22 protein-coding genes are annotated in these 24,297 nt (G+C 66.3%); 10 read left to right on the top strand and 12 right to left on the bottom strand.

The features are described from left to right. Positions 1-110 precede the first annotated feature (110 nt). The 5 genes from VXM69_RS27470 to VXM69_RS27450 all read left to right on the top strand — a co-directional run bounded on the left by VXM69_RS27470 (position 111) and on the right by VXM69_RS27450 (position 6,070). The gene (locus tag VXM69_RS27470) at positions 111-1,358 is read left to right on the top strand and encodes an ROK family protein (protein ID WP_034190170.1); all 1,248 of its coding nucleotides are present in this window, start codon (positions 111-113) and stop codon (positions 1,356-1,358) included. Then, positions 1,345-2,898: a sugar ABC transporter ATP-binding protein gene (locus VXM69_RS27465; RefSeq protein WP_034190106.1), complete on the top strand. Its 1,554-nt coding sequence runs from the start codon at positions 1,345-1,347 to the stop codon at positions 2,896-2,898. The genes VXM69_RS27470 and VXM69_RS27465 overlap by 14 nt, the downstream gene beginning before the upstream one ends. A 40-nt stretch (positions 2,899-2,938) precedes the next feature. Then, positions 2,939-3,976, top strand: a complete 1,038-nt coding sequence (locus tag VXM69_RS27460) for a ribose ABC transporter permease (RefSeq protein ID WP_034190107.1) — start codon at positions 2,939-2,941, stop codon at positions 3,974-3,976. 83 nt (positions 3,977-4,059) lie between these two features. Further along, on the top strand, positions 4,060-5,004 hold the full coding sequence (locus tag VXM69_RS27455) for an ABC transporter substrate-binding protein (protein WP_034190108.1): 945 nt from the start codon (positions 4,060-4,062) through the stop codon (positions 5,002-5,004). A gap of 130 nt (positions 5,005-5,134) precedes the next feature. Then, on the top strand, positions 5,135-6,070 hold the full coding sequence (locus tag VXM69_RS27450; RefSeq protein ID WP_059557869.1) for a carbohydrate kinase: 936 nt from the start codon (positions 5,135-5,137) through the stop codon (positions 6,068-6,070). A 22-nt stretch (positions 6,071-6,092) separates the two neighbouring features. Here VXM69_RS27450 and VXM69_RS27445 read toward each other — a convergent pair whose 3' ends face one another. The 3 genes from VXM69_RS27445 to VXM69_RS27435 form a co-directional block, all read right to left on the bottom strand. Beyond that, entirely contained in the window at positions 6,093-7,823 is a 1,731-nt protein-coding gene (locus VXM69_RS27445) for a SulP family inorganic anion transporter (RefSeq protein ID WP_367189549.1), read from the bottom strand. Positions 7,824-7,847: 24 nt separating this feature from the next. Further along, a complete protein-coding gene (locus VXM69_RS27440) occupies positions 7,848-8,474 on the bottom strand; it encodes a ParB-like protein (protein ID WP_034190110.1) in 627 nt (208 codons plus the stop codon). Positions 8,475-8,604: 130 nt separating this feature from the next. After that, positions 8,605-9,147, bottom strand: a complete 543-nt coding sequence (locus VXM69_RS27435) for a GNAT family N-acetyltransferase (protein WP_049031896.1) — start codon at positions 9,145-9,147, stop codon at positions 8,605-8,607. 282 nt (positions 9,148-9,429) lie between these two features. Here VXM69_RS27435 and VXM69_RS27430 point away from each other — a divergent pair, with 282 nt between their 5' ends. The 4 genes from VXM69_RS27430 to VXM69_RS27415 all read left to right on the top strand — a co-directional run bounded on the left by VXM69_RS27430 (position 9,430) and on the right by VXM69_RS27415 (position 14,546). Beyond that, positions 9,430-10,650: an MFS transporter gene (locus VXM69_RS27430; protein ID WP_049031897.1), complete on the top strand. Its 1,221-nt coding sequence runs from the start codon at positions 9,430-9,432 to the stop codon at positions 10,648-10,650. 215 nt (positions 10,651-10,865) lie between these two features. Then, the gene (locus VXM69_RS27425) at positions 10,866-11,687 is read left to right on the top strand and encodes a TetR/AcrR family transcriptional regulator (RefSeq protein WP_175026992.1); all 822 of its coding nucleotides are present in this window, start codon (positions 10,866-10,868) and stop codon (positions 11,685-11,687) included. Positions 11,688-11,844: 157 nt separating this feature from the next. Next, entirely contained in the window at positions 11,845-13,599 is a 1,755-nt protein-coding gene (locus VXM69_RS27420) for an AMP-binding protein (RefSeq protein WP_367189548.1), read from the top strand. A 29-nt stretch (positions 13,600-13,628) separates the two neighbouring features. Continuing rightward, on the top strand, positions 13,629-14,546 hold the full coding sequence (locus VXM69_RS27415; RefSeq protein WP_175026993.1) for a DUF1571 domain-containing protein: 918 nt from the start codon (positions 13,629-13,631) through the stop codon (positions 14,544-14,546). A 27-nt stretch (positions 14,547-14,573) separates the two neighbouring features. Here the strand turns inward: VXM69_RS27415 and VXM69_RS27410 are convergent, their stop codons facing one another. Further along, a complete protein-coding gene (locus VXM69_RS27410; RefSeq protein ID WP_367189547.1) occupies positions 14,574-14,852 on the bottom strand; it encodes a PXPV repeat protein in 279 nt (92 codons plus the stop codon). Positions 14,853-15,147: 295 nt separating this feature from the next. Between VXM69_RS27410 and hfq the strand changes: the two genes are divergently transcribed. Further along, positions 15,148-15,702, top strand: a complete 555-nt coding sequence (hfq, locus tag VXM69_RS27405; RefSeq protein WP_034190115.1) for an RNA chaperone Hfq — start codon at positions 15,148-15,150, stop codon at positions 15,700-15,702. A 77-nt stretch (positions 15,703-15,779) separates the two neighbouring features. On the opposite strand, the gene VXM69_RS27400 is transcribed toward hfq, so the two are convergent. The 8 genes from VXM69_RS27400 to VXM69_RS27365 are packed head-to-tail and all read right to left on the bottom strand — an operon-like array spanning position 15,780 to position 24,294. Continuing rightward, a complete protein-coding gene (locus VXM69_RS27400) occupies positions 15,780-16,487 on the bottom strand; it encodes a DUF2968 domain-containing protein (protein ID WP_034190116.1) in 708 nt (235 codons plus the stop codon). Positions 16,488-16,541: 54 nt separating this feature from the next. Further along, a complete protein-coding gene (locus VXM69_RS27395) occupies positions 16,542-17,933 on the bottom strand; it encodes a sigma 54-interacting transcriptional regulator (RefSeq protein ID WP_367189546.1) in 1,392 nt (463 codons plus the stop codon). A 13-nt stretch (positions 17,934-17,946) separates the two neighbouring features. Continuing rightward, the gene (locus VXM69_RS27390) at positions 17,947-19,758 is read right to left on the bottom strand and encodes a TadG family pilus assembly protein (RefSeq protein ID WP_049032174.1); all 1,812 of its coding nucleotides are present in this window, start codon (positions 19,756-19,758) and stop codon (positions 17,947-17,949) included. A 12-nt stretch (positions 19,759-19,770) separates the two neighbouring features. Next, the gene (locus tag VXM69_RS27385; RefSeq protein WP_049032173.1) at positions 19,771-20,094 is read right to left on the bottom strand and encodes a DUF3613 domain-containing protein; all 324 of its coding nucleotides are present in this window, start codon (positions 20,092-20,094) and stop codon (positions 19,771-19,773) included. Between the two features lie 23 nt (positions 20,095-20,117). Next, positions 20,118-20,945 carry a pilus assembly protein gene (locus tag VXM69_RS27380; protein ID WP_049032172.1) on the bottom strand — a complete coding sequence of 276 codons (828 nt, stop codon included), beginning with the start codon at positions 20,943-20,945 and terminating at the stop codon, positions 20,118-20,120. 29 nt (positions 20,946-20,974) lie between these two features. Next, complete coding sequence (locus VXM69_RS27375; protein ID WP_367189545.1) at positions 20,975-21,973, bottom strand: type II secretion system F family protein; 999 nt, start codon at positions 21,971-21,973, stop codon at positions 20,975-20,977. A gap of 4 nt (positions 21,974-21,977) precedes the next feature. Next, positions 21,978-22,958, bottom strand: coding sequence for a type II secretion system F family protein (locus VXM69_RS27370; RefSeq protein ID WP_124669118.1), 981 nt, complete (start codon positions 22,956-22,958; stop codon positions 21,978-21,980). Then, positions 22,951-24,294 carry a CpaF family protein gene (locus VXM69_RS27365; protein WP_049029455.1) on the bottom strand — a complete coding sequence of 448 codons (1,344 nt, stop codon included), beginning with the start codon at positions 24,292-24,294 and terminating at the stop codon, positions 22,951-22,953. Before VXM69_RS27365 ends, VXM69_RS27370 begins: the two co-directional genes overlap by 8 nt. Positions 24,295-24,297 lie beyond the last annotated feature (3 nt).

Below are 24,297 nucleotides of genomic sequence, written 5' to 3'. Positions count from 1 at the left end.
CCACCCGACCGGGATTTCCCTAGGCTGACATGTCGGCGCGCACGCGGTTAAATAAATCAACGTGATTTATTTAATGCACCGCCACACGGTGCACCATGGAAGGAGACGCCATGAGAAGCCCGCACATCGGCCAGGGAAGCAACTCGGCCAACGTGCGCCGTTACAACGAGCGCCTGCTGCTGAAGACGCTGCGCCGCGTGGGCAGCGCGTCGAAGGCCGACCTCGCCCGTCTCGCGAACATGACGGGCACGGCGGTCGGCAGCATCATCGAATCGCTCGCCGACTCCAAGCTGATCGAATTCGCGGGCCGCACCGAGGGCCAGCGCGGCCAGCCGGCCTCGTTGATCCGTCTCGACCCGCGCGGCGCGTTCGGCATCGGCGTCCATCTGGACCGGATGCGCATCGAGACCGCGCTGGTCAACTTCGCCGGCGACGTGCTCGGCCGCCGCTCGCACGACACGCTGCTGCCGCCCCCCGCCGACGTGCTCGAGATCGTGCGTCGCGACATCGACGCGATGCAGGCCCTGCTCCCCGACCATGAACGCGCGCGCCTGACCGGCGTCGGCGTCGCGCAACCCTACAACCTCGGCGCGTGGATGCGCGAGCTCGGCCTCGCGCCCGACACGTTCCGTGCGTGGGAAGACGTCGATTTCGCGGCCGACCTCGGCCGCATGCTGGCGCTGCCCGTGTTCGGCGAAAACGACGGCAACGCGGCCGCGATCGCCGAGCTGTTCTACGGCTACGGCCGGCAGTGCGACGACTTCGTCTACCTGTTCATCGGGCCGGCGATCGGCGGCGGCATCGCGATCGACGGCGACTGTCTGCGCGGCGTGACCGGCAATGCAGGCGACATCGCGGTGATTCCGGTACTGCCGAGCCGGCTCGCCTCCGCACCGCCGCCGCGCGGCGCGTGGGACATCCTGCTCGCGCGCGCGTCGCTGCACGCGCTCGTGCGTCACCTGCGCCATCACGGCGAGACGGTCGAGAACCGCGCCGATCTCGAAGCGTGCATCGCCCGCGGCCTGCCGGCCGTCGACGAGTGGATCGACGACTGCGTCGACGCGCTCGCACCGGCGTTGCGCGCGGTGCTGTGCGTGGTCGACGCGCCGGTCGTCGTACTCGACGCCGACACCGACGCGGGCCTGCTCGACGCAGTCACGACGCGCCTGCGCTCGGCGCTGGTCGCGACCGCCCCCGAAGCACGCGGCACGCCGACGCTCGTGCGCGGCACGTTCGGCGCGGACGCCGGCGCGATCGGCGCCGCCACGCTGCCGATGTTCTTCAACTTCTCCCCGCGGGCCGGCATCCTCAAGGGCGCCCGCACCGACTCGCAGGAGGTCCACCATGTCGCGTTCTGAGTCGCCCCGTCCGTTGCTCGAGATGCGCGGGATCAGCAAGACGTTCCCGGCCGTACGCGCGCTCGACAAGGTCAGCCTGACCGTCTATCCCGGCGAGATCCACTCGCTGATGGGCGAGAACGGCGCGGGCAAATCGACGCTGATGAAGATCCTGTCCGGCGCCTACCGCGCCGACGCCGGCGGCGAAATCCTGATCGACGGCGAACGCATCGAGATCGACGGCCCGCTCGCCGCACGCGATGCGGGTGTCGCGGTGATCTACCAGGAGCTGTGCCTGTCGCCGAACCTGACCGTCGCGGAAAACATCTACATCGGCCGCGAACTGCGGCGCGGCAACCGGCGCTGGGGCACGATCGACCGCGCGGCGATGGCGCGCGGCTGCCAGGACGTGCTCGCGCGCCTGGGTGCGCCGTTCGGCCCCGACACGCTCGTCGACACGCTGTCGATCGCCGAACAGCAGCTCGTCGAAATCGCGCGTGCGGTGCATACGCGTGCCCGCATCCTCGTGATGGACGAGCCGACGACGCCGCTGTCGTCGCGCGAAACGGAACACCTGTTCAGCCTGATCCGCCAGTTGCGCGAGGAAGGCCTCGCGATCATCTACATCAGCCACCGGATGGCGGAGATCTACGAACTGTCCGATCGCGTGTCGGTGCTGCGCGACGGCGCATACGTCGGCACGCTCGAACGCGCATCGCTGTCGGCCGAGCGGCTCGTCGCGATGATGGTCGGCCGCGACATCTCCGGCTTCTACAAGAAGGAACATGCGCCGTACGACCCCGGCCACCTGCTGCTGTCGGTCCGCGACATCGCCGACGACACGCGCGTGCGCGGCTGCAGCCTCGACCTGCACGCCGGCGAAGTGCTCGGCATCGCGGGCCTCGTCGGCGCGGGCCGCACCGAGCTCGCGCGGCTGATCTTCGGCGCCGAACCACGCGTGCGCGGCGACGTGAAGCTGGGCGAACGCACGTTCGGCGCGCACTCGCCGCGCGACGCGATCGACGCGGGCCTCGTCTACCTGACCGAGGACCGCAAGCGCCAGGGCCTGTTCCTCGACATGAGCGTGCGCGACAACATCAACATTTCGGTGTGCAACCGCGACGCACGGCTCGGCGCGCTCGACCTCGCACGCGGCGCCGAACGCGCACGCGACGCGATCGCGTCGTTGTCGATCCGTGTCCCGCACGCGAACGTCAACGTTGGCGCGCTGTCGGGCGGCAACCAGCAGAAGGTGCTGCTGTCGCGGCTGCTCGAGACGAAGCCGCGCGTGCTGATCCTCGACGAACCGACGCGCGGCGTCGACATCGGCGCGAAATCCGAGATCTACCGGATCATCAACGAACTGGCCCGCGCCGGCGTGGGCGTGATCGTGATCTCGAGCGAGCTGCCGGAAATCATCGGCGTCGCGGACCGCGTGCTCGTGATGCGCGAGGGCGAGATCGCCGGCGAACTCGGCGGCCACACGCATACGCCCATCACGCAGGAAGCGATCATCGCGCTCGCCACCGGCTCGCAGGCCGAACTCGCCGACGCGCACTGAGCCCGCCCTTTCATTTCACTCTTACCTTCAGGTTACCGACATGATCAATCCGACCAAGCAGCGGAACCTCGCTTCCGCGACGGCCCATCCGGTGCCCAACCGTACGCCGCTGCTGCGCGGCGCCGATCAACGCGCCCGCATGCAATCGCTGATCCGCACGGCCGGCATGCTGCCGGTGCTGCTGGTTCTGTGCATCGGCTTCGGCTTCCTGACCGACGGCTTCTTCACGCTGCAGAACCTGTCGATCGTCACGCAGCAGGCGTCGATCAACATCGTGCTCGCGGCCGGCATGACCTTCGTGATCCTGACGGGCGGCATCGACCTGTCGGTCGGCTCGGTGCTCGCCGCCGCGGCCGTCGCCGCGCTGCTCGCGTCGACGATCCCCGGCTGGGGCTGGCTCGGCGTGCCTTTCGCACTCGTCGTCGGCCTCGTGTTCGGCGCGATCAACGGCGGGCTGATCTCGTTCCTGCGCCTGCCGCCGTTCATCGTCACGCTCGGCGCGATGACGGCCGTGCGCGGCGTCGCGCGCCTGATCGGCAACGACACGACCGTCTTCAACCCGCAGCTGCCGTTCGCGTTCATCGGCAACGGCACGATCCTCGGTGTGCCGTGGCTCGTCGTGATCGCGTGCGCGGTGATTGCGATCTCGTGGTTCATCCTGCGCCGCACGGTGCTCGGGATGCGAATCTATTCGGTCGGCGGCAACCCGGAAGCCGCGCGCCTGTCGGGCATCAACGTGCGGGCGATCCAGATGTTCGTGTATGCGGCGTCGGGGCTGCTCGCCGGCCTCGGCGCGGTGATGTCGGCCGCGCGGCTCTATGCGGCCAACGGTCTGCAGCTCGGCCAGTCCTACGAACTCGACGCGATCGCCGCGGTGATCCTCGGCGGCACGAGCTTCGTCGGCGGCGTCGGCTCGATCGTCGGCACGCTGATCGGCGCGCTGATCATCGCCGTCCTGACGAACGGGCTCGTGCTGCTCGGCGTGTCCGACATCTGGCAGTACATCATCAAGGGGCTCGTGATCATCGGCGCCGTCGCGCTCGACCGCTATCGCCAGCGCGACTCGGCGCGCACCTGACAGCATCCCGTCGATTCAACCTCGCGGCGCAGGCCGGTCCGCCTGCGCCCGTTCGCCAACAAACCTCTCGGAGACACCACGACATGTTCAAGCACACCGCCGCCCTGACCGCCGTCGCCTGCGCGCTTGCCTTCGGCGCTTCCGCCGCACACGCGGCCGACAAGCCGCTCAAATCGATCGGCGTCACGGTCGGATCGCTCGGCAACCCGTACTTCGTCACCATCGTCAAGGGCGCCGAAGCGCGCGCGAAGCAGCTCAACCCGAACGCGAAGGTGACGGCCGTGTCGGCCGACTACGACCTGAACAAGCAGTTCACGCAGATCGACAACTTCATCTCCGCGCACGTCGACATGATCCTGCTCAACGCAACCGATCCGAAAGCCATCGAGCCGGCGGTGAAGAAGGCGCAGGCGGCCGGCATCACGGTCATCGCGGTCGACGTCGCGGCAGCCGGCGCGAACGCAACCGTGCAGACCAACAACGTGAAGGCAGGCGAGCTCGCCTGCGACTACATCGCGAAGAAGCTCAACGGCAAGGGGAACGTGATCATCGAGAACGGCCCGCAGGTGTCGGCCGTGATCGATCGCGTCAACGGCTGCAAGGCCGTGCTCGCGAAAAACGCCGGCATCAAGCTGCTGTCGAGCGACCAGGACGGCAAGGGCTCGCGCGAAGGCGGGATGAACGCGATGCAAGGCTACCTGACGCGCTTTCCGAAGCTCGACGCGGTGTTCACGATCAACGACCCGCAGGCGATCGGCAGCGACCTCGCCGCAAAGCAGCTGAACCGTCCGGGCATCGTGATCACGTCGGTCGACGGCGCACCCGACATCGAGGTCGCGCTCAAGTCCAACACGCTCGTGCAGGCATCGTCGAGCCAGGACCCGTGGGCGATGGCGCAGCAGGCCGTCAACGTCGGCTACGGGATCATGAACGGCCAGAAGCCGGCCAATCCGATGATCCTGATCGAGCCGACGCTCATCACGCGCGACAACGTGAAAACCTACAAGGGCTGGAGCGCGCCGCGCTGAGCGCGCCGCCGTCCGCCCGCGCAACCGGGCAGTGCCGGGCCGGGTCGCCATGCGCGGCGGCCCGCGCTGCCCGCCCTTTCGGATCAACCGCTGTACGGCCGTGCGCGACGCCACGGCACAAGGTTTCGACATGACGACCACGTTCCCCCGCCTGATCGTATTCGGCGAAGCGCTGACCGATTTCATCCGCGACGACGCGCAGCACTGGCACAGCGTTGCCGGCGGCTCATGCTGGAACGTCGCGCGCGTCGGCGCGCGACTCGGCGTACCGACGGCCTTCGCCGGCACGGTCAGCCGCGACACCTTCGGCGATGAGCTGATGCGCAAGAGCGCCGACGCCGGACTCGACATGCGCTTCATCCGGCAGGTCGACCGCGCACCGCTGCTCGCGATGGTCGTGTCGAAACAGCCGCCCCACTATTTCTTCATCGGCGAGAACAGCGCCGATCTCGCATTCGATCCGGCGGACCTGCCCGCCGGCGCCTTCGACGCGGCCGAGATCGTGCACGTCGGCTCGCTCGGCGTCGTGCGCGAACCGCTCGCGTCGCGCCTGATCGAGGTCGCACAGGCCGCGCGTGCGGCCGGCAAGCGGATCTCGTTCGACCCGAACTTCCGCGCACCGATGGCCGCGCCGTCGTATCGCGACACGCTGCGCCGGCTGTCCGCGCTCGCGGACTGGATCAAGGTTTCCGACGAGGATCTGCGCGGGCTGTTTCCCGAACTCGACGAAGCCGCCGCGCTCGCGCAACTGCGCGCATGGTCGCCCGACGCGACACTGCTCGTCACGCGCGGCGCATCGGGCATGCAGCTCCTGCATCGCGACACCGTGCTGTTCCAGCCCGCATTCCCGGCCGAAGTCGCCGATACGGTCGGCTGCGGCGATGCGAGCATCGGCGGCTGGCTCGCGAGCCAGCTTGCGCGCCCCGATGCAACGGCCGCCGACCATCTGCGCTACGCGGCCGCATGCGCGGCGGTCGCCTGTGCGCACGCAGGCGCCTATGCGCCGACGGCCGGGGAAGTGGCCGACATGATCGATCGCACGACGGACGTCGCGCTTTCGCGATAGACGGCACCGACACGGCCGGCGGTCATGCGGCAGTCGCGCCGTCGCCGCCGTCCGGCGGCATGCCGGCCTGCAACAGCTGCAGGCTTTCGTCGACGCTCAGCTCCGACATCGCGTCGCCGTGAAGCGTATCGTCCGCCGCGCGGCGCAATGCATGCAGCGCATGCACCTTGAGCCGCACGATCGCGAGCCGCAACCCGCGCGCCGCGCATTCGGCCGCAAAGGTGCGCAGCGATTCGATCGTCGTACCGTCGACGTCCGGCGTCTCCTCGAGGCTCAGCATCACGGTATGCGTATCCGGCGTGGCCTTCATCAGCGCACGCACGCGATTGAGCATCCGGTCCGCGTTCGCGAAGAACAGTTGCGCCTCGGGCCGCACGATCAGCACGCCCGGCACCGGTTTCGCATCGGCATGGCTCGCGACATCGACGAAATCGTGGCTGTCGCGTAGCCGGCCGAGCACGCTCACGTTCGGCTCGGACAGCTTGCGCAGCGTCAGCAGCAGGCTCACGCCGATGGCCGCGAGCAAGCCGTGCAGCACGCCGAGCACGAGCACCGCGAGCAACGCGGCGATCACGACGAGCCGGTCGCGATGCCACGCCCAATACGGCCGGAAGACGGACGGATGCAGCGAGTGGCTGACCGCGAAGATCACGATCGCCGCGAGCACGGGCTCCGGCGTGCGGGCAAGCTGCGGCAGCAGCAGCCAGACGATCAGCGCGACCACGCCGGCCGCCCACAGGCCGGCAAAGCGCGACTGCGCGCCAGCCGCCTCGTTCGCCGACGTCGCCGAATAACCGGCGCCGACCGGCATGCCGTGCAGCAGGCCCGACACGAGATTCGCGCAGCCGAGCGCGACGAGATCGCGGTTCGGCGACACGGTATCGCCATGCTTGAGCGCGAAATTGCGGATCGATCCGTACGACTCCGCGTACAGGATCAGCATCAGCGCGAACGCGAGTTCGACCGTCTGCATCCACGCGTTGCGGTCGAGACGCGGCAAGCCGAATTCGAGGTGCCGGAAGTCGATCTGGCCGACGATCGCGATGCCGTACCGTTGCCAGTCGATCGCGTAACCTGCCGCGATCGACAGCACGATCACGACGAGCGTCGCGGGCACGCGCGCGCCGCGCCCGAGCACGAACAGCAGCGCCAGCGCGGTCGCGCCGAGCACCATGCTCGCGAGGTTCGCGTGCGGCGCGCCGGCGATCAGGTCGAGCGCGACGTGCGGCGCATCGCTGTGCTGCACGGAGATCGCGAGGATCTTCGGCAACTGCTTGATGACGATCGTCAGCGCGAGGCCGAACGTGAAGCCGCGCAGCACGGGCCGCGCGACGAAATCCGACATGCCGCCGAGCCGCGCGACGCCCGCGAGGATGAACAGCATGCCCGTCATCGCGACGAGCGCCGCCGCGAGCGCGAGTTGCGCGGCCAGCGCCATGCCCGATTCGGCGAGCACGGTTGCCGCGAGTACCGCGGCCGACGACGACGTCGACGACACGATCGCAAAGCGGCTGCTGCCCGTGAGCGCATAGACGACGAGCCCCGACAACAGCGCGATCAGGCCGGCCTGCGGCGGCAGGTTGGCCAGCCCCGCATACGCGACCGCTTCGGGAATCAGCAGCCCCGCGATCGACAGGCCGGCCAGCGCATCGAGGCCGATGCGCCGCCTGGGCGGCGGCGAAGCCGTATCGAGCGCGGCGAAATGGTCCGCATGCTGCGGGCCGGCATCGGGGCGGATCGGGGTGGTCGTCATGAGGCGGTCGGCGCCGTGCGCCGGTCAGGGTTTGACGGCGATGACGCCCGACCAGCCGGGCAGGTAGCGCGCATCCTGCTCGTGCGCGCGATGCAGCGCGATATCGAGCGCCTTCGAAAAATTCTTGCGGATCTGGTCGAGCGACACGTGCTGGCGCAGGTAATCGGCCCACAGGAATTCGCTGAACGGCGTCGCGTCCTTCGCATAGCCACCCGCCGTGCGCAGTTCGCCCGCGAGGCTGCGGTACGGATCGTCCTCGAGCCCCGTCAACGCCTTCGGCAGATGCGCATAGTCGCGCCGCGATCCGTCCGCGCCGAACGGATGCACCCACTGATTGTGCTCCATCATCCGCCAGAAGATCGTGTCGTCGAGCCACGACAGATCCTTCAGCAGCATCGCGTTCACGCGCGACTCGCCCTCCTCGATCAGCGCGAGGCCGAGATGGTGGTGATCGGTGATGTAGTGCAGCCCGTCCGGGCCGAGGACGGCCGGGAACCAGTGCGATTCGATCGCCGCCTTGCGCGCACGCTTGTCGAGCCCCTTCCAGTGCTTGCGCTTCGCCTTGACCTCGCGATACCCGACCGTCATCTGCGTCGGACGCAGCGCGTCGAGCCGGACGGGAATGAGATGAACGTCGTTGCCGAGTGCCATGGTCGTACCCCATGTTGCGAAATTCCGGCAACGATACTCCGGATCGCATGGGCCGTTAATCCGTCATGACCTCGATACGCCTCCGATTGACAATCCCTGACAACCGTCCGCGCCTGCGCGCGACACGGCGCTACGCGCGCAGGTCGTTGCGTTCGAGACGATGACGAATGTAAGGAATGCCGTCGTGCACGACGCTCACGCGCTGCATCCCGAGCTTGCGCGCGACGTTCAGCGAGCCGCCGTTGGCTTCCGCGATATCGGCGATCACGCGCGGCAGGCGCACGGTGTCGAACGCGTGACGCACGAGGGCTTGCGCAGCCTCGCTCGCGATGCCGCGCCCCCAGGCCGCACGCACGAGCCGCCAGCCGATCTCCACGTCGCGCGCGCCGTCCGCGTAGTCGGGAATCAGCAGGACCCAGCCGATGAACGCGTCGGGCGCGGCCTTCTCGAAGATCGACCAGTAGCCGAGGCCCGGCGGATAGTCGCGCGTGATCCGGTGCGTGACGAAGCGGCGATGCGCGTCGGGGTCGTGCCACGGACCCGCGATGTGCCGCGTGACTTCCGGATCGCGATCCATCTCGACGCACGCCTCGAGGTCGGCCAGTACGCGCGGACGCAGCCACAGCCTGTCGGTTTCGAGCACGGGCAATTCGGCGGCGGAACGTTGATTCATCCGGACTCCTGATTCGGTGACGATGCGCATCGGGCGCATTACAGAATTGATACAAAAAGCCTTCCGGAATGATACAGACGCCTGTCGCTTGGCTCGCGCCGCCTCGTTGCCATTTCCGAAACAGTTCATTTCGTAGGGATTATTCCCGATTCGGGCTTATCGCGCCCCACATCGCGCGACGCGGAGGCCTACACTCGATCAGTGCCTCCCGCGCCGCGCGCATGCCGGGCCGGCATCCGCATGCATATCGCGAGCGCGCAAGCCAACGAGGAGACCCCGGACATGAGCTGGACCCGCGAACAACGCAACGTCACGATCGCCGCCTACCTGGGCTGGACGCTCGATGCGTTCGATTTTTTCCTGATGGTTTTCGTGCTGAAGGACATCGCCGCGGAATTCGCGTCGACGATCCCCGCCGTCGCGTTCGCGCTCACGCTGACGCTTGCGATGCGCCCGCTCGGCGCGCTGATCTTCGGCCGGCTCGCCGACCGCTTCGGCCGCCGCCCGACGCTGATGGTCAACATCGCGTGCTATTCGCTGCTCGAGCTCGCGTCCGGTTTCGCGCCGAGCCTCACCGCGCTGCTCGTGCTGCGTGCGCTGTTCGGCATCGCGATGGGCGGCGAATGGGGTGTCGGCTCCGCGCTGACGATGGAGACCGTGCCGACCCATGCGCGCGGCTTCGTATCGGGGCTGTTGCAGGCCGGCTATCCGAGCGGCTACCTGCTCGCGTCCGTCGTGTTCGGCCTGTTCTACCAGTACATCGGCTGGCGCGGCATGTTCATGATCGGGGTGCTGCCCGCGCTGCTCGTGCTGTATGTCCGGGCGCACGTGCCGGAATCGCCCGCATGGAAACAGATGGAGAAGCGCCCGCGGCCGAGCCTCGGCGCCACGCTGAAGCAGAACTGGAAGCTCACGGTCTACGCGATCGTGCTGATGACCGCGTTCAACTTCTTCTCGCACGGCACGCAGGATCTCTACCCGACCTTCCTGCGCGAACAGCATCACTTCGACCCGCATACCGTGTCGTGGATCACGATCGTGCTGAACCTCGGCGCGATCGTCGGCGGCCTGTCGTTCGGCACGATCTCGGAGCGGATCGGCCGGCGCCGCGCGATCTTCATCGCCGCACTGATCGCGCTGCCCGTGCTGCCGCTGTGGGCATTCTCGAGCGGGCCGGTTGCCCTCGCCGCCGGTGCGTTCCTGATGCAGATCTCGGTCCAGGGCGCGTGGGGCGTGATCCCGGTTCACCTGAACGAGATCTCGCCCGACGAAATCCGGGCAACCTTTCCCGGTGTCGTCTATCAGCTCGGCAACCTGCTCGCGTCCGGCAACGCGACGATGCAGGCGTCGCTCGCCGTTTCGCACGGCAACAACTACAGCCTCGCGCTTGCGCTCGTGGCCGGCACCGTCGCGGTCGTGATCGCCGTGCTGATCCTGTTCAGCCGCGAACGGCGCGGCATCGACATGACGCAATCGGTCAATACGCGTAGCACCGTCGGCTGAATCCGCACGTTTGCGCATCGCACCATCGCGCGCGCCCCGCCAGGCCGGGGCCGCGCGTCGCACTTTCCGCATTCGCACATCGAACTAGAGGAATTTATCCAGATTCCCCGCTTGCCCGCCGTGCCCGCGTTTTTTTATCTTAATAAAAACGACTGTTTGAATCAGATAATCAAATCACCTGTTCGCGGCCGGGAAACCGGCATGGGAGGCGGAACATGGCAGTAAGTCAGGAGGGGCGGCCATCCGCGGGACGGCCGTCCGGGGCACGGTCATCCGGCACGCGGCAGACCGGCGGGACGAAGGCGCGCATCCTCGATGCGGCCGAGGACCTGTTCATCGAGCATGGCTTCGAGGCGATGTCGATGCGGCAGATCACGTCGCGCGCGGCGGTCAATCTCGCCGCGGTCAACTACCACTTCGGCAGCAAGGAGGCGCTGATCCACGCGATGCTGTCGCGCCGGCTCGACCAGCTCAACCAGGAACGCCTCGGCATCCTCGACCGCTTCGATGCGCAGCTCGGCACGCACATCACCTGCGAGCACGTGCTCGGCGCGATGTTCATCCCCGCGCTGAAGGCGTCGCGCGACCCGGAACGCGGCGGGCCCGGGTTCCTCCGGCTGATCGGGCGCGCCTATACCGATCCGTCGCCGTTCGTACGCAACTTCCTGACCGCCCACTACGCGAGCGTCGCGGGCCGCTTCTTCGACGCATTCCAGCGCGCGCTGCCGCACCTGCCGCGCACCGAGCTCGGCTGGCGGCTGCATTTCGCGATCGGCGCGTTGTCCGGCGCGCTCGCCGGCGCCGAAACGGAGAGCCTGATCGACGAATTCTCGCAAGGCCGCACGATGAACGACGTACAGATGATCGCGCGGCTGTCGTCGCTGATCGTCGCCGCGCTGAAGGCGCCGATGCCCGACAGCGCGCAGTTGTCGATCTTCGCCGCGGTACTCGACGACGCGGGCGCGAGCGAAGCGTTCGGGCTGCCGCAATCGGGCGCGACGAGCGCCGGCACGGCGACGCTGCATTCCGCGAACTGAGCGCGCGAGGCCACGCGCGGCTTCCTGTTCACGATTTGATTGATACGCGCGGTCAGGCGGGGCGTCGAGGCGTCCGCGCCGATCGACCGCGAAGCACGGGGCATGGGCAGGCGCCGAAGCGCCCGCCCTCGCCGAAAGCAAAGACCGGAGACACGTCATGTCATCTTCCGCAGCAACCACGACGGCCCAGATCCCGCCGAACACCGACGGCATCTGGTACGCGTCATATCCGCCCGGCGTCCCGCACGACATCGACGTCACGCAATACGCGTCGCTCGTGCAGTTCTTCGACGAATGCACGACCCGCTTCGCCGACCGCGTCGCATACGTGAGCGCCGGCGCGTCGATGACTTACCGCACGCTCGCGCGGAAGGTCGACGCATTCGCGTCGTACCTGCAAAGCCTCGGCGTGAAGCCGGGCGATCGCGTCGCGATCATGCTGCCGAATACGTTCCAGTACCCGGTCGCGCTGTTCGGCACGCTGAAGGCCGGTGCGATCGTCGTCAACGTCAATCCGCTCTACACCGTGCGCGAACTCGCGCACCAGCTGAAGGACAGCGGCGCGCAGACGATCGTCGTATTCGAGAACTTCGCACGCACGCTGCAGGACGCGCTGCCTGAAACGCAGGTAAAGCACATCGTCGTCACAGCACTCGGCGACCTGCTCGCCGACGGTTTCAATGCGAAAGGATGCCTGATCAATTTCGTGCTGAAGCACGTGAAGAAGCTCGTGCCGGCCTACCACCTGCCGCAGGCCATCCGGCTGCGCTCCGCCCTCGCGCTCGGCGCGCGCGGCAAGCCGCAGCCCGTGCAGACGACGCGCGACGACCTCGCGTTCCTGCAATACACGGGCGGCACGACCGGGGTCGCGAAAGGCGCGATGCTCACGCACGGCAACCTGATCGCGAACCTGCTGCAGGCGAAGGCGTGGATCGCCGACCAGGTGTCGGGCGACGTCGAGACCGTGCTCACGCCGCTGCCGCTGTATCACATCTATTCGCTGACGGTGAACGCGTTCATCTTCATGGGACTGGGCGGACGCAACATCCTGATCGCGAACCCGCGCGACATGAAGATGGTGATGAAGATCATCCGCAACGAAACGTTCACGGGGATCACCGGCATCAACACGCTGTACAACGCGTTCCTCGACAACGAGGAATTCCGCAAGCGCGACTTCTCGAAGCTCAAGCTTGCGATGGCCGGCGGGATGGCGATGCAACGCGCGGTCGCGGAGCGCTTCCAGCAGGTGACGGGCCGGCCGGTCGTCGAGGGCTACGGGCTCACCGAGTGCTCGCCGATCGTCACGATGAACCCCGTGGACCTGAACGACATGGCCGCGTTCAGCGGCTCGATCGGGCTGCCCGCGCCATCCACCTCCGTGCGCTTTCGCCGCGAGGACGGCACCTGGGCGCCCGTCGGCGAGCCGGGCGAACTGTGCGTGCACGGCCCGCAGGTGATGCGCGGCTACTGGCAGCGCCCCGACGAGACCGCCAAGGTGCTCGACGCCGACGGCTGGCTCGGCACCGGCGACATCGGCGTGATGGACGAACGCGGCTTCATCCGCCTGATCGACCGCAAGAAGGACATGATCCTCGTGTCGGGTTTCAACGTGTATCCGAACGAGATCGAGGAAGTGCTCGTGATGCATCCGGGCATCAGCGAGGCGGCGGCGATCGGCATTCCGGACGAAGTCCAGGGCGAACGGATCAAGGTGTTCGTCGTGCGCCGCGACCCGTCGCTGACGGTCGACGACGTGCTCGCGCACTGCCGCAAGAACCTGACCGGCTACAAGATGCCGAAATTCGTCGAGTTCCGCGACGCGCTGCCGCAGACGAACGTCGGCAAGATCCTGCGCCGCGCGCTGCGCGACGAGGAGCTCGCCAAAATCAAGGCCGCGAAGCAAGGCTGAACGATCCATCGCTCCGGGAGGCACTGTCGATGAACGAAGGAATGAAGCGCCGCGCACGACATGCCGCCGCCGCGGCTGTCGCCTGCCTGCTGTCGCTCGCGCACGCGGGCCTGCATGCGCAGGAAACGGCCGATGCCGCGAGTGCGGCGCAGGAGGCCGCATTGCCGGCGGACCTGGCGAAAGTCGCGCGCGAGCCGCTCGCGCAACAGGCACGCTGGCTGCGCACGGCCGCGCAGCGCGGCACGCTCGCGCAGCTCGACGACGCGACGCTCACCGCGCTCTTCAAGGCGCTCGATCCGCTTGCCGTGCCGCTCTATATCCGTAACGGTCCGAACGGCTATCCGTCGTACCAGTTCACGATGGTGCGCCAGGAGCGCATCAGCGGAAAATGGTCCGACACGCCCGACCGCATGCTGGTGAAGACCACCCGCGAGCCGCTGCGCGTCTATGCGAAATGGCTGCCGGGCGGCGCGCACGCGGGACAGGAAACCATCTACGACACGACGCAGCGCAAGGACGAGATGTATGGCCACCTGGGCGGCCTGCTCGGCAAGATTCCGCTGTGGACGTCGCTCGACGGCGCGCTGGCGCGTGCCCAGTCGAATCACCAGGTGAAGGATCTCGGCACCGAGTTCATCACGAACCTGTACCTGACCGAAGGGAAGAAGTACCTGGAAGCCGGCGTGCAGCGACCGACCCAGATCGAGGCAAAATCGATCGGCGGCGTGCGCGTGGTCGCGCTCACCTACGAGACGCCGACCGGCCGGCCGCAGTTCTATGCGAAAAAGGAAGTCCTCGGGCTCGACCTGCACGCGCCCTATTTCCGGACCGTCGAGTCCTATGACAACGACGGCAGGATCTTCGAGCGGATCGTCATCGAGAAAATCGCGCCGGCCACGCTCGACGACACCGCATTTGACCCGAAAAACCCCGACTACGCATTCTGATTCGCGCCGGCGCGGCTGAAGTCGGGATCAATCGTCGTCGTCGCCGTGGTGCTTGCGCCAATGCTTGTCATAGTGCTTGCGCCACTTCCGGTAGCGGTCGTCGTCGTCATCGCCGTTGTCGCCGTATCCGTAGCCCGGATAGGCGACGACGGCCGGCTGCGGCGCCACATAGACCGGTGCCGGCTCGACATAGACCGGCGCGACCGGCACGCCGATGCCGACCGACAGGTCGACATGCGCCATTGCACTGCCGGAGGCCAGCAACGCCACACCCCCGACCCACCCCGCCCATTGCCTCGTGTTCATGTTCTGCACCCCTAGTACGCCGGCCTGCCCGGCTCGCGCGGCCAATGTAAGCGCACCGCACGCGGCGAGGTGATACGGCGCTGCGAGAGTCGTAACGCGACGTAACGAAACGGCTTCGGCCATTCGGCCGAATCGCGCAAATGCGCTGGAACGTCTATAGTGGGTTACGGTTCGACACAATCACGACTGCGCGCTTCCCTATTGAACAGGGTAGAATCCCGCCAAACACCTTGTGGACGAACACGCCACACACACGCACAACATATTCTCTGACGCAGGCTCCTGCCGCACCTCAATGGCCAATCCCGCAGAATCCCATCCGCAAAACGACTTCATCAATTCGGCGCGCAAGGAACGTAAGCGCGTTGAAATCTATCTCGTCAACGGCATTCGTCTGACGGGGTGTATCGAGTCGTTCGACCAGTACCTGGTGATGCTGCGCACCCCCGTGGGTCTGCAAGGCATCTACAAGCGCGCGATTTCCACCATCCAGCTCGACACGGGCGGCTCGCGCCCGGGCGGCGGCGGCCCCCGCGGGCCGCGCACCGGCGGCCGCCCCGGCGGTCGTGAAGGCGGCGGTCACAGCCCGTACGGCTCGCACGGCGGCCCGCGCGAATCGCGTGGCGACGGCGGCGGCTACGGCTCCCGCGAACCGCGTGAAGGTTATGGCTCGCGTGAGCCGCGCGAAGGCTACGGCGCCCCGCGCGAACCCCGTGAACCGCGCGAGAGCTATGGCGCGCCGCGCGACAGCGGCGATGCCTCCGGCAACACGTCGTCGCCGGATACACGCGGCGGCAACGGTCCGGTGATCGTCACACGCCGCCGGCGGATCGTGCCGGACGGCCAGTAAAACAAAAGGGCAAGCCAACCGGCTTGCCCTTTTTGCTTGTGCAGCCGGCGCGGCATGTCGCCGCACCGCCGCCGGGTTCAGCGTGCCGACGTCGGCAGGCCCGCGTCGGCCTCACGCTGCAACGAGCGCACCTGCTGCTGCAACGCGCGCAGTTGCGACTGGAGTTCGGCTTGTTGCGCCTGCAATGCAGCCGTCTCGCTGCGAACGCTCTTCTGCCGATCCGCGACCGCCGCCTGCTGCTGGCGTGCGATCGAGATGTCGGCCTGCAGGCGTCGTGCGCGATCCTGCGTGACCTCGAGCTGCTTGTCCAATTGCGCCTTCTGCGATTCCAGCTTCGCCGCCCGCAGTTCGTTGACGGCCAGCCGCTCCGCCTGGCGCGAGAAATCGCGATAGATCGCTTCCGCGCGCGTTTCGTCGTACGTCTTGATCACGCGCCAGAACGCCTTCTGCTGGAACAGCGCGACGAAGTACGCACCGTCCTTCACATTGAACAGCAGGCTCGCGCCGTAGCTGCCGTTGTAGCTCGTGCGCATTTCCGTCAGCGAGTGCGCCTGGATCTGGCGCTGCAGATCGTCGACCGTGCTCGGCCCCGTCGTCTCGCCCGCTTGCGGCTGCAGCGACGTCTGGGCCTGCGAATCGATCGCCGGAATCGCTGCTACCGGCGCCGACGCCTGCTGTACCGCCGGCGAATCGCTGCCGGCCAGCCCCTGCGCGAAAGCGCCCTGCATGCCTCCTACCAGGGCGAGCAACACGCTCACCCGCCCCAACCCCGTCATATGGCTCATGAAGTTTTATTCCCGCCCGAGTCGTTGTGATTCAGCGCGATTTTATCGCATTAATTACTCGCTTTCGCGTGTCTCGGGTTCTTCGTCGAAGATCTGATATTTGCGCATTTTTTCCCACAGTACCTTGCGGCTGATGCCGAGTTGCTGCGCCGTATCCTGACGGCGCCAACCGTTTGCGTCGAGCGCGGCAATGACGCGGTTGCGCTCGTTCATGTCCCACTTGCTGCGATCGACGAACACCTCGGCCGCGCTCTCCACCGGCACCGGCTGGGCCGAACTGCGCGCGTGCGCGATCAGCCGCTGCAGCCGCGCGGCATCCCACCCGCCCGTCTGCCGCACCGTCACGCCGACGCGCTCGGCGAGGTTGCGCAATTCGCGCACGTTGCCGGGGAAGTAACTGTCCGCGACCGAATCCGTCAGCCAGTACGGCAGGTCCGACAGCTCCGCGAGCCGCTCCTCGCCGACGACCTGGGCGACGAACGACTTGAACAGCGCGATCTTGTCGACGGCGCCGCGCTCTTCCAGCGACGGAATGCTCAGCTCGATCACCGCGAGCCGGTAGTAGAGATCGGCGCGGAACAGCCCTTCCTTCACGAGCTGCGGCAACTTCTTGTTGCTCGCCGCGACCAGCCGGAAATCGACCTTGATCGGCGCAGTCGCCCCCACCCGCAGCACCGCGCCATCCTCGAGCACGCGCAGCAGCTTGACCTGCTGGTACAGCGGCAGATCGCCGACTTCGTCGAGAAACAGCGTGCCGCCGGCCGCCTGCTCGAAATAGCCTTTATGCGCAACAACCGCGCCCGTGAACGATCCTTTCGCATGACCGAAGAACAGCGATTCGAACAGGCCGTCGGGAATCGCGCCACAGTTCACCGGCACGAATTCGCCGTGCCGGTAACGCGAATGCTTTTCGTGCAGCAGTTGCGCGATGCGTTCCTTGCCGACGCCGGTTTCGCCGTGCAGCAGCACGTTGGTGTCGCAATCGGCGAAGGTATCGACTTCATGCAGCAGCGCCTGCATCGATTCGGAGTGCGCGACGAGTTCGGACGGCTGCGACGTTTCGGCCGAGTGCGCACGCAGCTGCGTGACGAGCTTGCCGATCAGGCCGCGCAGCTCGGCGCACGTGAAGTCGAGCGGCAGGATGTGCGAATAATCGGGCGGATATTGCGACGCGTCGTGGTCGCGCGCCGCGCCGACCCAGACCACCGGCATGCCGATGTTGGCCTGCCAGTCGCGCAGGAACGCGGCGCCGCCTTCGATCATCGTCACGCTGATGATCGCGAGCGACGGCCGCAATGCGGCGCGCTCGGGCGAGATCTCCGCGTTGTCGGCGCGGATCACTTCGACGTCGAAGCTCGCCATGCACCGGGCGACGCGGTCGACAATGTCCGCCTTGCCTTCCCAGACGTACAGGTCGAGCTCTTCGATTGCGGGCGTATTTCTCATCTGATCTGCTTCTTCAGTAAACCGTTTGGGCGACCCCGCAACTGAGCGAGATCTGATGGACCGTCGCCGCGCCGACCTGGACGCCAAGCAGATTCAGCAGCGGAACGAGGACTGCGTCAAGACTCGATAGGAGCGGGCCGAGCAGGCCGGTCAAAAAGGTGAGCAACGTGGAAACGAAGTTCCCAGGGACCGTCAGGATATTCGCACCAAACAAGCCGAGGTTGACCGTGATCTTCGCGGCCGCGAGCTGCGTCAAGGCCGAACTGAGCGCCGAACCCAGCGCATTCGAATTCACCGTCCAGTAGTCCGCATCGATCCCGGGCACGCCATTGAAGGTATGCGATTGGGCAGCGCCTTGCACCTGAACCGATACGTTGGACAGCGTCGCCGTCAACTGCGCAAGTCCGAGCACGTTCGCATTGATGATCTGCCCGGGCGACGTACAACTGTAAGCCGACGACAGGCTAATCTTGCCGGACGAATCGAGCGGCGGCTGGCCAATGCACAGATTGGCTACGCCCGGTTGAGCAGTAATGACGACCGTGCTCGCCGCCTGCGTGGACGCACATTGCGTCGAATTCAACGTTGCGGTGCCGGTACCGACTTGCAGATAAATCGGCAGGTTCACATCGACATTCACGTTCAGCAAATTCAGCAACGCGCCGACCAGTGGCAATTGCGTCGTGCCAAGATCGACATTGAGATATACACCCACCGCAGCGGTCGACGCCTTCGTGCGCCACGTTCCCGTCGATGGATCGATCCCGCCTTCGCCGATGCCGATCGATGGAGGGCTGATGATCTGCACCTGCAGTTGCGTCCCCGTCAGCCCGCCGAGATTCAGCGACGGCACATTGACCGTGACCGCCGGCTTGCCCGTTGCTGCGATTTCCGCACTGACGAGCAGCAGATCGAGCAGGTCCACCTGCGCATTGAGTGCCGCCTGCGTATCCGCGAGCGCGACGTTCAGCAATCCGCCCGCTCCGCCGAGGCCAATCGACGTCCCCGGAATGTTGGCGTTCAGGATCGCCTGCAGCGTGGCGAGGCTCGCCTGCAGGCTTGCGTTCGCGACGGTCGTTTGCGTGGCCGCGTTCACCATCAGTTGGACCAGTTGCGGCAACGTGAGCTTGAGCGCAAGCAATTGATCGACCGTGCCGACGCCAGCCGCCACGACGAGATCGCCGATCGTCACGTTCGTACATGCGAGCGATTGATACGACCCGATGTTGAGGTTCAGGCCGGCGCCGAGCAGCCCGCCGATCAGTCCGTTGACGAGCCCTGGATTGCCGGACACCGGGGCAGATCCGCCGGCGCAGCCGACACCACCGAGCGCGGCAAGGGTTGCGCCGACCGAGAAGGTATCGATGTTCGTCGACCGCGCGGTCGATACAGCGGATACGGGCTGCGGCGGTCCAACGAAGAAGAACGGCACCTGACGCGTGACGATCACCTTGGCCGCGTTCAACTGCGTGGTCCCTGGGGTCGCGGAAGCGTAGTAGCTGGGTTTCGGGTTGACCGCCGTGTCCCAGCGGCCACATTCGACACTGATCGTATCGCCGTTCGATGCATTGAGCCCGTTCGACTGCGCATTGCTGGTCGCGGTGGCCGTCGGCTGCGAACACGCGTCATCCATCCGCTGCACGGCCGCGAGCGCGGCCATGTCGGCAATCCGCTGCACGTCCCGACGCTGATAAAAGAGATTACCGACGCCAATGGCGCCGAGCGTCGTGATGGCGATCAGCGTCGCGATGATCGCCATCACCGAGAACGCGCCGCGCTGACGTGCCGCGCGGCGGATAGCGCCGCCATCGTGCCGGGTATTCACCGTTTTGCTCCGTCAACGCGCGAGGTCGCCACCGGACAGTCCACCGCTGCCACCGCTATTGCCGCCGCCCGACGCCGACATCGTGCCGAACCACTGCGGAATCGTCGTCTTGAACGAGTCGATATAGCGCTGATAGGCATACGTCCCAGCCGCGCCGTCGATCGGTTGCGGCGTGACGGCCGCGCGATTCGAACGCTGCAGGTCGAGCAGAGCGTTCGTAGCATGACCGATTTCGGACGCCGGCGTGTCGCCTTGCGCATGCGCGATGCCCGCGCCAAGCGTGCACGCGAACGCGATGCACACTGCTTGCACGCGGATTGAGGAAAGGTGAAACATGATGGCCTCCGTGAATATCGTCGTTATCGCGCGAAACGCTGCAGCAGCGGCACCGCAAGATCGAAGTTGTCGCTGCTCGCAACCGACGGCACGGGCACATTGCCTGGCACGTGTGCGACTGCGCGTTGTTTCGCGCGCATCGCGGCCTCGACCTTCATCTCGTCGTCGCGAATCTGGCCGCGCACCGCGGGCGAAAGCTTCTGCTGATCCATCAGCCGCCGCGCGTCCTTCGCATGACCGCTCGCGAGCAGATAAAGCACAAAGTTGCTGAGGATTTTCGGGTTCTTCTGCTCGAGTTCGGCTGCCTTCAGCAGCGGCACGCGTGCGCCTGCCAGGTCGCCTTCGCGCATTTTCGAATATGCGAGGTCGGACAGCGTCGCCGCATCGGTCGGCGCAAGCACCGTCGCCTGTTCGAGTTGCTGCGCGGCAAGCGCAAAATCGCCACGGGCGCCGGCGGTCAGACCCAGCCCGCGGTAGCCGCGCGCGGCGAGCGGTGACGTCAGCAACTTCGTATAGGCGGCCACGCCGGCGTCGTACTGACCGGTCGCGCGCAATGCGTCGGCACGCAGCAGGATCGTGTCCGGCGATGCACCATATTGCTTCTCGTACTGATCGATGTGGGCCAGTGACGCAAAATACAATCCCTGCCCCTGCATCCGCTCGATCAAGCCCAGGTACATGCCTGGCGTATCGGGTGGTGCACTCTTGTCGGCAGCCGCCTGCATCAGCGCGCCGCGCTCGGCCTGCGCACCGATCCCGTATCCGGACTCCTTGAACAACGAGCACCCGCCGGCGAGCAACCCGACCGCCGTCGCCCCTGCGATCGTGCGGATCCAACCAAATCGATTCATCTTGTGTCGCTCCTTCCCCTCATGCCGCGTCAGTGCTGAAACGCGGCAAGCGCGGACAGCACGGTCATGATCCCGGGCCCCGCGGTAACGATCAACAGCGCCGGCAACAGTGTGACAATCATGACGCCAGTCATCTTCACCGTCAGGCGGCCGATCTGCTCCCGCAGCGTCGCACGACGCCCTTCGCGCAGTCGGTCGCCAAACTGCTTCAGCGGCTCCTGCACCGCGCCGCCGTGCTTGTCCACCTGAATCAGCAATCGCACGATCGCACGCAGATCCTCGTTGTCGAAGCTGTTCGTGAGACGTTGCAGCGATTGTTCGCGCGTGCGTCCGGCCGCGAACTGCCGTTGCGCAACGCCGAGCTCCCACGACAATACGGGCAGCATGGTCTGAAAATCGTGCGTGACAACCTGAATGCTCTGGTCGAGCGACAGACCGACACCCTGTAGCAGCCTCAGCATGTCGACAAGCAGCGGCAATTCAGCCGCAATGCTCTGTCGGCGTGCAGTGGCACGCCGACGCACGTAAATTTTCGGCAACATGTAGCCGGTCACGAGCGCGAAGGAGATCCAGAGCGGCCAGCGCGCCTCATGTCCGCGGCTGACCAGTACCAACATGGCGAGCGCCGGCAGCAGGATGGCGCCAACGATGCGCGCACTGACAAACAGCGCTCTCGCACGAACGTCGACAAAACCGCACTGATCCAGCAATTGGCGATCCTCGTCGGCGATCAGATATCGGCTGAAGCCGGTTTCGAGCCACCGCATCCCGACGTCTTCGAAGCGTTCGCGCAGCCCCGCGAAACGCCCGCGCGCTGCACCAGGTGCTGCCGCATCGCGCGCAGGCTCGGCGGAACCGGCTCGCGCTGCGGCCGCTTCGATTGCCGCAGTCCGTCGGTCAAGCGCATTCACCAGCGCACGCTCGGCACGCTGCACGAGTACGACGCGAACGATCGCGAGCGCGGCAAGCAGCAACACGCCGACCGATCCGAGCACCAGCGCCAGTGCGCCTAAACGGTTTGCATCCATCGATTCACCTCAGCCGCGCAAGCCGATACAGCCAGAAACCACCTATCGCCTGCAGCGCAAACGCCAGATAAATCAGTTGGCGCCCGGAGTCGTCATTCCACATCGCCGTGAAGTAGCGCGGGCTCGTGGAGATGACGAAGCTACCGACTGCGATCGGCAACAGCGCCAGCACCCATGCAGACAGCCTGGTCTCGGCCGACATCGCGGACAGCTCGCGTTCGGCCTGCTCGAGATCGCGCATGAACGTCGACATCCGATCGAGCATCACGTCTGCCCGGCCGCCATAGCGAACCGACAGACGCAGCACAGCACCGACCAGTTCGAATTCGCGAATCCGGTACGTGTGTGCAATGTGCAGCATCGCACGATCGATCTCGACGCCAGAGCGCAGCATCTGCGACACGTCGTCGAGGCAACGGCGCAACGGCATCTCGGCCGTCTGAAGCGCTGACTGGAAAGCCGCCGGTACGCTGTTCCCGAGAGTCACGAGCCGAACGATCCCGTCGAGGAACGACGGCAACTGGCGGACGATCTTCAGGCGGCGCCGGCTGATACGCGATGTAATCCACAGGACGACAAGCACCCCGCCCGCAATAAGCGCAGCTGCGGCCGCGAGCATCCCGCCGGCCATGCCGGCCCATAGCGCGAGCAGCGCAATGATCGCGAGCCCCAGCACAAGGCCGGCGCGCACTTCATCGAGGCCTGCGCGGTCGGACAGCACGGTCCACGCGTCGAACACCAACGAGCGCCAGCGCGCCAAACCCTGTTCCGACGCCTGCGCGTTCACCATACCGGCCGCCGCGGTACGCATGGTGCGTGCGTCGCCGGCCGGCAGTTCGGTGCGTGCGCCCTGGCCCACCCGGCTGTCGAAGAATCGTTGCGTATGCGCGCGCCCTTCCCGCACCTGGCTTCCGCGCCACAGCAGCAACCCGGCCGCCGCACAGATCAGCGCGAACATCAGCGCGAGCAAGGTGGCGCTAGACATTGAAACCTCCGCCACGCCCGAAATTGCCGCCGAACCCGCCGCCGCTCGACACCAGCGTGTTACGGAAACGTGCAAGCTTCGGCGAATGCGGATGAATGCCGAGCGACTCCCAATGATCGATCTCGTCGCCCTCAGGCGTAACGCGCGCCTCGTAGCGATACAGTTCCTGCGTCGATACGATGTTGTCCGACATGCCGGTGACTTCGGTGATCGACAGGATGCGCCGACGACCGTTGGACAGCCGGCCAATCTGTACGATGAAATCGATCGCATTGGCAATCTGCCGGCGCAGACTTGCTTCGGTACCCTGAAAACCGGCGAAACCGGCAAGCATCTCGAGCCGGTACAGGCACTCACGCGGCGAACTCGCGTGCACGGTGCCCATCGATCCGTCGTGACCTGTATTCATCGCCTGCAGCATTTCGAGCACTTCGCCGCCGCGCACTTCGCCGACGATGATTCGGTCCGGCCGCATCCGCAACGTGTTTCGCAACAGGTCGCGAATCGTCACGACGCCGCTGCCGTCAAACCCGCCTGGACGGCTCTCGAGCCGCACGACGTGCGGGTGATTCAACGACAATTCGGCCGTATCCTCGATCGTCACGACGCGTTCGGCCATGGGAATATGGAACGCGAGCGCGTTCAGCAGCGACGTCTTGCCCGAACTGGTGCCGCCCGACACGAGGACGTTGCAGCGCGCCTCGACCGCGGCCTCGAGCAACCGGCCAATTTCTTCGTTGTAGGTGCCGTTGCCAAGCAGATCCTCGGGCTTCAGCGGGTCCTTGCGGAACTTACGGATCGACACGACCGGACCGTCGATCGACAGCGGTTCGATCACGACGTTGACACGGCCGCCGTCGGGCAGCCGCGCATCGACCATCGGATTCGATTCGTCGAGTCGCCGGCCAACCGGAGCGAGAATCCGTCGCACGATCCTCAGCAGATGGGCGTTGTCGGTAAAGCGGATCGGCAGCTTCGACAGGATCCCGTGCCGTGACACGTAGATGTCGTTGTAGCCGTTGATCAGGATGTCTTCGACGTGCGGATCCGCCAGCAGGTCTTCGATCGGCCCGAAACCGGCGAGCTCCTTCGTCAGCGCCTCGGCAACGGCACGCACCTCACTCTCGTTGAGCGGGATCCGCCGTAGCCGCACGAAGCTGTCGATCTCGAGATCGACGAACTGGTTGATCGCCTGTCGCGACCAGCGGCCGAATTCGGCGCCCAGTTCCTCAATCCGCGTGAGCAGATGTTCGTGAGCGGCATTCTTGATGTCGTGGAACTGTTGCGTTTGCGAGAACGGCGCTGCGCCGTCGGCAAATTGAATGTCGTGTGCCATCAC

It is taken from the genome of Burkholderia sp. Ed8, from assembly GCF_040761425.1.
In the GTDB taxonomy this organism is placed as follows: domain Bacteria; phylum Pseudomonadota; class Gammaproteobacteria; order Burkholderiales; family Burkholderiaceae; genus Burkholderia; species Burkholderia seminalis.
Note: the sequence above shows the minus strand (reverse complement) of the source record. Positions and strands in the feature narration are given on the sequence as shown.